Raw genomic sequence first — 7,125 nt, forward strand, 5'->3', positions numbered from 1 at the left:
ACCCGCAGCCTGTTGCGCGAAGAGTGTGATCGCTCTTTTATGAAGTCTGTTATGCAGAGTGATAACGCGCTCCCGACGGTCGGGAACGGATTTTGCTAATCGACATGCTTTCGCGCGGTGTCCGCTTTGGTGCAGACCCACGTGTTTTTCTTGTTTTCATTCAGATCGAAGAGTTATTCATGGACATTTTCATCCAGCAGATCATCAACGGATTGGTGCTAGGCAGCATGTACGCACTGATCGCCCTGGGCTACACCATGGTGTACGGGGTGCTGAACCTGATCAACTTTGCCCACGGCGACATCCTGATGGTGGGGGCCATGGTCGGCCTGTCGCTCCTCAAAGTGGTGCAACAGGTGGCGCCACATTTGCCGGGCATCGTGCAGCTGGTCATTGCCATCGTCGGCGCCATTCCGGTGTGTATCGTGGTGAGCCTGTTGATCGAGCGCATCGCCTACCGTCCGCTGCGCAATGCGCCGCGCCTGGCGCCGCTGATCACCGCCATCGGCGTGTCGATCCTGTTGCAGACCTTCGCCATGATGATCTGGGGCCGCAGCCCGCTGCCGTTCCCGCAGGTCATGCCGTCTAATCCGGTGCATATCGCCGGCGCCCTGATTTCGCCGACCCAGATCATGCTGCTGATCCTGGCCCTGGCCGCGATGATCGGCCTAGTGCTGATCGTGGAAAAGACCAAAATGGGCCGCGCCATGCGCGCCACCGCCGAGAACCCGCGTATCGCCGGCCTGATGGGCGTGGACGCCAACCGCGTCATCATCGTCACCTTCGCCATCGGCGCCGCGCTGGCGGCGATTGCCGGCGTGATGTGGGCCGCCAACTACTCCACCGCGCAATTCGCCATGGGCTTCGTGCCGGGCCTGAAGGCGTTCTCGGCGGCGGTGCTGGGCGGTATCGGCAATATCTATGGCGCCATGCTGGGCGGTATTTTGCTGGGCCTGATCGAGAGTCTCGGTGCCGGTTACATCGGTGACCTGACCGGCAACTTCCTGGGCAGCAATTACCAGGACATCTTCGCCTTCGTGGTGCTCATCATCGTGCTGACCCTGCGCCCGTCCGGGATCATGGGTGAGCGTGTGGCGGATCGTGCCTAAGTTTTTAAGCTGATAAACCTTAAAAACTTAGAGACAGAAACTTAGAAACTTAGAAATCAAGAACTTGGAAAATCGGAAGAGAACACTATGGCTCTCATGACCTTCGATATGAAGCGCAATCCCCGGCAGGCACAACTGAGCCTGCTGGCGCTGTTGGCGCTGATGATCGTCTTCCCCATCGTCGCCCAGCAGTTTGGCAATTCCTGGGTGCGCATCATGGATATGGCGCTGCTCTACATCATGCTGGCCCTGGGCCTGAACGTGGTGGTGGGTTTTGCCGGCCTGCTGGACCTGGGCTACATTGCCTTCTACGCCATCGGCGCCTACACCGCCGGCTTGCTGGCCTCGCCGCAGTTCGCCGCGGTGATCGAGTCCTTCATCAACACCTATCCCTCCATCGGCAATTTCCTGGTGTGGCTGTGTGGTCCGCAGATCGTGCAAAACGGTATCCACCTCTCGCTGTGGTTGATCGTGCCGATCTCGGGCGTGCTGGCAGCGATCTTCGGTGCGCTCCTGGGTGCGCCGACCCTGAAGCTGCGCGGTGACTACCTGGCCATCGTGACGCTGGGCTTCGGCGAGATCATCCGTATCTTCATGAACAACCTGAATGCGCCGGTCAACATCACCAACGGCCCGCAGGGTATCAACCTGATCGACCCGATTCGCGTCTTTGGCGTGTCGCTGGCCGGCGAGCCGGGTTCCGGTTCGATGGTCAAGGTGTTGGGCATGAGCCTGCCCTCGGTCAATGCCTACTACTACCTGTTCCTGGTGTTGTGCATCTTCGTGATCTTCTTCTCCACGCGCCTGCAGGACTCGCGCCTGGGCCGTGCCTGGGTGGCCATCCGTGAAGATGAGATCGCCGCCAAGGCGATGGGCATCAACACCCGCAACGTCAAGTTGCTGGCCTTTGCCATGGGCGCGTCCTTCGGTGGCGTGGCCGGCGCCATGTTCGGCGCCTTCCAGGGCTTCGTCTCGCCGGAGTCTTTCTCCCTGACCGAATCCATCGCCGTGCTGGCCATGGTGGTGCTGGGCGGTATCGGTCACATCCCCGGCGTGGTGTTGGGTGGCGTGATCCTGGCCGCGCTGCCGGAAGTGCTGCGCCACGTGGTGGAGCCGCTGCAGATGGCCATCTTCGGTCGTGTGTGGATCGATGCCGAAGTGCTGCGCCAGTTGCTCTACGGCCTGGCCATGGTGGTCATCATGCTGACCCGCCCGGCCGGCCTGTGGCCCTCGCCGCGCCATGAAGACCGTCCCGAAGTGGACCATACCAAAGTCGGTAGCACCGGCGAAGTCAAAGCCTAAGCAGGAGAACAAAAGATGAGTCAGACACTGCTCAAGATCCGTGACGTCAGCAAGCGTTTCGGCGGCCTGCAAGCCTTGAACGGCGTGGGCATCACCATCGAGCGCGGCCAGATCTATGGCCTGATCGGCCCCAACGGCGCCGGCAAGACCACCTTCTTCAACGTCATCACGGGCCTGTATCAACCGGACACCGGTACCTTCGAACTGGCGGGTAAGCCCTATTCGCCCAGCGCCCCGCACGAAGTGGCCAAGGCCGGCATCGCCCGCACCTTCCAGAACATTCGCCTCTTCGGTGAAATGACCGTACTGGAAAACGTGATGGTCGGTTGCCACGTGCGCACCAAGCAGAACGTCTTCGGTGCGGTGTTCCGCCACAAGGCGGCCCGCGATGAAGAAGCGGCGATCCGCGCCAAGTCGCAGCAACTGCTGGACTTCGTGGGCATCGGCCAGTTCTCCAAGCGTACTGCGCGTCACCTCTCGTATGGCGACCAGCGGCGCCTGGAAATCGCCCGCGCCCTAGCCACCGAACCGCAACTGCTGGCGCTGGACGAACCGGCGGCCGGCATGAACGCCACCGAAAAATTGGCCTTGCGCGAACTGCTGGTGAAGATCCAAGCCGAAGGTAAAACCATCCTCTTGATCGAACACGATGTGAAGCTGATGATGGGCCTGTGCAATCGCATCACCGTGCTGGACTACGGCAAGCCCATTGCCGAAGGCGTACCGGCCGATGTGCAGAAGAACCCGGCCGTGATCGAAGCCTACCTGGGCGCCGGACATTAAGCGAGACCACAGAACATGACAACCAACATCCTCAAAGTCGAACAACTGAGCGTGGCCTATGGCGGCATCCAGGCCGTCAAGGGCATTGCGCTGGAAGTCAACGAAGGCGAACTGGTGACCTTGATCGGCGCCAACGGCGCCGGCAAGACCACCACCTTGAAAGCCATCACCGGCACGCTGCCCAGCAGTAAAGTCGATGGCCACATCTACTATCTCGGCCATCCCTTGAAGGGCAAGAAGTCCTTCGAGCTGGTCAAGGACAAGCTGGCGATGGTGCCGGAAGGCCGTGGTGTCTTCACCCGCATGAGCATCCACGAAAACCTGCTGATGGGCGCCTACACCAGCAATGACAAGGGCCAGATCGCGGCCGACATCGACCGTTGGTTCGAGGTCTTCCCGCGGCTGAAGGAACGGGCGGCGCAGATGGCCGGTACCTTGTCGGGTGGCGAGCAGCAGATGCTGGCCATGGCGCGTGCGTTGATGAGCCATCCCAAGCTGCTGTTGCTGGATGAACCTTCGATGGGTCTGTCGCCGATCATGGTGGAGAAGATCTTTGAAGTGATCCGCAATGTGTCGGCGCAGGGCATCACCATCCTGCTGGTGGAACAGAACGCCAAGCTGGCGCTGGAGGCAGCGCATCGCGGTTACGTGATGGAGTCCGGTCTCATCACCATGAATGGCCAGGCCAAGCAGATGCTGGATGATCCGCGGGTCAAGGCGGCTTATCTGGGTGAGGGGTGATGGGTGAGGGTGGGTTGAGGGTCTTATGAAGAAAAAGGTAAATGATATAAATCATTTGCTCAAATCACCCGTGAGAAGCGCAGCCGAGGCTGCGCTTTTTTTACATCTGTTTTACCTCTTCAGCGAGATGAAGCATCCTTCCGTCATGCCGTCTTGCGTGCTCGCACCTCATTGCGCAGGCTGCGCACCTTGTCATGGTTGGCCAGTACGCCCTGGTACTGGCGTTCGATGAGCAGGCGGATATCGCTGGGCAAGTCTTCGCTCAAGGCCTTGCGGTAGGCATTGACGGCGGCATCCTCGCCGCGTTCGCATTCTTTCAGGATGCTTTCGTCATCCCGTCCGGTGATGGCGCTCTTGAGGTTGACCCACTGGCGATGCAGGGTGCCGCCCAGTGTGCTGTGGTTGGCCGGCTCTCCTCCCAGGCGCTGCACCAGGTTCTGCAGGTCCAGCACCGTCTGGGCACACTCGGTGGCGCGGGTCATGAAGGTTTCCTTGTAGGGGATGTAGCGTTCCTGGGCATCCTCGGCACAGGCGCGAAAACCTTTTTCGCCATCGATGGAAATCTGGATCAAATCATTGAGGGTGGAAATCAGGTGGTCGTTGGTCATGTTGCGCTCCTTTCTTCTGCACTCGGGTGGAGGGCCGGCAGGCCGGCCCTGGATGGCACCGTGTCATCCTAGGAGGAGCACCCTGCCCGGGCCATCGGACGGCCACGCAAGCGCATGTAGGAAACAGCCGCGCTCGGGATCGTCCCTATTTGCCAAAACCCAATACCGACAAGCCTTTGCGCGTTGTCCTACAAGACAATCGGCCGCCGTCCTATGGAGCCCTGCAATAGGGCATCGCTATCATTTTTCCATGCTGCAGTCCATCTTGATTGATCCATCTTGACCACGAGGAGAGGCACCATGAACAAGAAGACGATCACCGGCCAGTTGCAGTTGGCCCTGGGCAAGTTTGAGCAGGGTGTCGGTGCGATGCTGGGCAATGTGCAACTGCAGCGTGCTGCCCAGCGCCGCCAGATGGATGGACGCATCCTGCACGCCGTGGGCGAGGCGCAAGACCTCATCAAGCGTTCGCTGCGGCAACGGGCAGGATCGGCGTAAGCGCTGACGGCGCTGGCCCTTTGTCCTACATGGCAATCGGGCTGGCGCCGATACAAAGCGCAACAAGGCGTCGGTATCTTGCACCTGACTCGCCAAGCAAGAGGAAAGACCTCTGTGCAGGATGCGCAAGCAAGCAGCAACGAGACGCCGGAGATCGCGTCCGGCAGACCAAGAACAACGGAGGAGGAGATCATGGACAAGCTCGTGCTCGGATGGCTTCTGGGTGTGCCGCTGTTGATGCTGATCGTGCTGCAGCTCCTGGCGTGAATGCGATCGGCCTCACCGTGATGAGGTCTCCCCCGAAACCCGCAAGCAATCCACTGAAGGAGGGTAGCCATGCAAACCACCAAGTTCAAGACCGTCCGCAGCGACGTGCAGTCGCTGTTGCAGCAAGCCCAGGACATGTTCGCCGAAGCCGCCACCGCGACCGGCGCCAAAGCCGATGAGCTGCGCGCCGGTGCCCAGGCGCTGTTGGAGCAGGCCCTCAATACCGCCCAGGATGCGCAAGCCGCAGTGGTCGATACCAGTCGCCAGATCGTCACCAGCACCGACGACTACGTCCATTCGAACCCGTGGCGCGCAGTGGTCATCGGCACCGGGATCGGCCTGCTGGTCGGCCTGGCCGTGGGCCGCTGCGCGGACCGCTCCTGAAGCATTTTCCGCAACCAGCCAAGCGCGCCACTGCAGGCTTTGCAGTGGGCTACGCGCATTAGTCAAGACACCGGAGAAAAGGAATGACCATGACCAAGAACCCACCCCAGACCGAGCTGGACAAGAAGCCGGGCTTCCACCTCGACAAGGAAGCCATTCGCGCTGCGGCCAGCAAGATCGATGACGGTGCCGTCACCGAAGGCTATCGCGGCAACCGCGAAGAAGTGGTGGCCATGTTGAATGATGCCCTGGCCACCGAACTGCTGTGCGTGATGCGCTACAAGCGCCACTACTACACCGCCAAGGGCCTGGAGATCGAGGCCATCAAGGGCGAGTTCCTGCAGCACGCGCAGGAAGAACAAAGTCATGCCGACCAGATCGCCGAGCGCATCGTGCAACTCAATGGCGAGCCGGACTTCAATCCCCAGACCATCGCCGAGCGCAGCCATGCGCAGTACGACGAATCGACCGACATCAAGGACATGATCCGCGCCAACCTGGTCGAGGAGCGGGTCGCCATCGAAGCCTATCGCCAGATGATCGAACGCATCGGCGACGACGATCCGACCACCAAGCACCTGCTCATCCAGATCATGGCGCAGGAAGAAGAACACGCCGATGACATGAGCGATCTGCTGGGTCTGTAAGTTTCTGTGAGTCTGATCGACATCCGCAAACACGCAGCAAGAATCCATCTTCCCCCTCAACTAGCACAAGGAGAGTGACATGAACTGGGACATCGTGGAAGGCAACTGGAAGCAATTCAAGGGCAAGGCCAAGGAACAGTGGGGCAAGCTCACCGACGACGATCTCGACGTCATCGCCGGCAAGCGCGATCAACTGGCCGGCCGAGTGCAGCAAGCCTATGGCGTGAGCAAGGACGAAGCCGAAAAGCAGATCCGTGACTGGGAGGACCGCAACAAGGATTGGCGTCAGTAAGCATTGGCGTCTTGGCGGCAATCCGCAGCGCATTCGGAGCAGGTGTGTGAGTGTGTGAGTGTGTGAGTGTGTGTGCAGCACGCAGGCCGCGGCAGTTTGCGGCCTGCATAAGAAGACGGCCCCAGGTCGTCACGTCATCCAAGAAACCATGAGGAAGGACACAATGAAAAAAATCATCGCAACCATGATCTTCGGCGCTGCCGCCATCGGTATGCAGGGCGCAGCGCTGGCCGCCGATCCGGCCGCTACCCAGTACAAGGCCGACAAGTCCAAGGCTGATGCCGACTACAAGGCGGCCAAGAAGAAATGTAGCCCCATGAAGGGCAACGACAAGGATGTCTGCGAGAAGCAGGCCAAGGCTGACCATGAATCGGCCATCGCCGATGCCAAGGCCAAGCGCAAGGGCGTGGAAGCCGACAAGGATGCGCAAAAGGATAAGAACGACGCCAACTATGACGTCGCCAAGGAAAAGTGCGATGCCATGAGCGGCGATG

At 60.2% G+C, this 7,125-nt stretch carries 11 protein-coding genes; 10 read left to right on the plus strand and 1 reads right to left on the minus strand.

Going from position 1 to position 7,125, the window contains the following annotated elements; all coding sequences use genetic code 11:
• The first annotated feature begins 179 nt into the window (after window positions 1-179).
• The 4 genes from I5W_RS13665 (at window position 180) to I5W_RS13680 (ending at window position 3,935) form a co-directional block, all read left to right on the plus strand.
• Window positions 180-1,109, plus strand: a complete 930-nt coding sequence (locus I5W_RS13665) for a branched-chain amino acid ABC transporter permease (protein WP_017453063.1) — start codon at window positions 180-182, stop codon at window positions 1,107-1,109.
• Window positions 1,110-1,196: 87 nt separating this feature from the next.
• Complete coding sequence (locus tag I5W_RS13670; protein WP_044529640.1) at window positions 1,197-2,411, plus strand: ABC transporter permease subunit; 1,215 nt, start codon at window positions 1,197-1,199, stop codon at window positions 2,409-2,411.
• 15 nt (window positions 2,412-2,426) lie between these two features.
• Window positions 2,427-3,194 (plus strand): ABC transporter ATP-binding protein, encoded by a 768-nt coding sequence (locus I5W_RS13675; protein ID WP_017453065.1) that lies wholly within the window; start codon window positions 2,427-2,429, stop codon window positions 3,192-3,194.
• A 15-nt stretch (window positions 3,195-3,209) separates the two neighbouring features.
• Entirely contained in the window at window positions 3,210-3,935 is a 726-nt protein-coding gene (locus tag I5W_RS13680) for an ABC transporter ATP-binding protein (RefSeq protein ID WP_017455455.1), read from the plus strand.
• A 143-nt stretch (window positions 3,936-4,078) separates the two neighbouring features.
• On the opposite strand, the gene I5W_RS13685 is transcribed toward I5W_RS13680, so the two are convergent.
• Window positions 4,079-4,543, minus strand: a complete 465-nt coding sequence (locus tag I5W_RS13685) for a PA2169 family four-helix-bundle protein (protein WP_044529641.1) — start codon at window positions 4,541-4,543, stop codon at window positions 4,079-4,081.
• A 300-nt stretch (window positions 4,544-4,843) separates the two neighbouring features.
• On the opposite strand from I5W_RS13685, the gene I5W_RS13690 reads away from it, so the two are divergent.
• The 6 genes from I5W_RS13690 to I5W_RS13710 form a co-directional block, all read left to right on the plus strand.
• Complete coding sequence (locus I5W_RS13690; RefSeq protein ID WP_017453068.1) at window positions 4,844-5,041, plus strand: CsbD family protein; 198 nt, start codon at window positions 4,844-4,846, stop codon at window positions 5,039-5,041.
• Between the two features lie 78 nt (window positions 5,042-5,119).
• A complete protein-coding gene (locus tag I5W_RS31290; RefSeq protein ID WP_112070082.1) occupies window positions 5,120-5,308 on the plus strand; it encodes a hypothetical protein in 189 nt (62 codons plus the stop codon).
• Between the two features lie 69 nt (window positions 5,309-5,377).
• Window positions 5,378-5,692: a DUF883 family protein gene (locus I5W_RS13695; RefSeq protein ID WP_044529642.1), complete on the plus strand. Its 315-nt coding sequence runs from the start codon at window positions 5,378-5,380 to the stop codon at window positions 5,690-5,692.
• Window positions 5,693-5,775: 83 nt separating this feature from the next.
• Window positions 5,776-6,339, plus strand: coding sequence for a ferritin-like domain-containing protein (locus I5W_RS13700; RefSeq protein WP_017453069.1), 564 nt, complete (start codon window positions 5,776-5,778; stop codon window positions 6,337-6,339).
• A 79-nt stretch (window positions 6,340-6,418) separates the two neighbouring features.
• Window positions 6,419-6,631, plus strand: a complete 213-nt coding sequence (locus I5W_RS13705; RefSeq protein ID WP_017455456.1) for a CsbD family protein — start codon at window positions 6,419-6,421, stop codon at window positions 6,629-6,631.
• 163 nt (window positions 6,632-6,794) lie between these two features.
• Window positions 6,795-7,125, plus strand: a 331-nt coding sequence (locus I5W_RS13710; RefSeq protein ID WP_044529643.1) for a hypothetical protein, incomplete at its 3' end; no start/stop codon positions are given.

It is taken from the genome of Herbaspirillum sp. B65 (assembly GCF_000333555.1).
GTDB lineage: Bacteria > Pseudomonadota > Gammaproteobacteria > Burkholderiales > Burkholderiaceae_D > Herbaspirillum > Herbaspirillum rubrisubalbicans.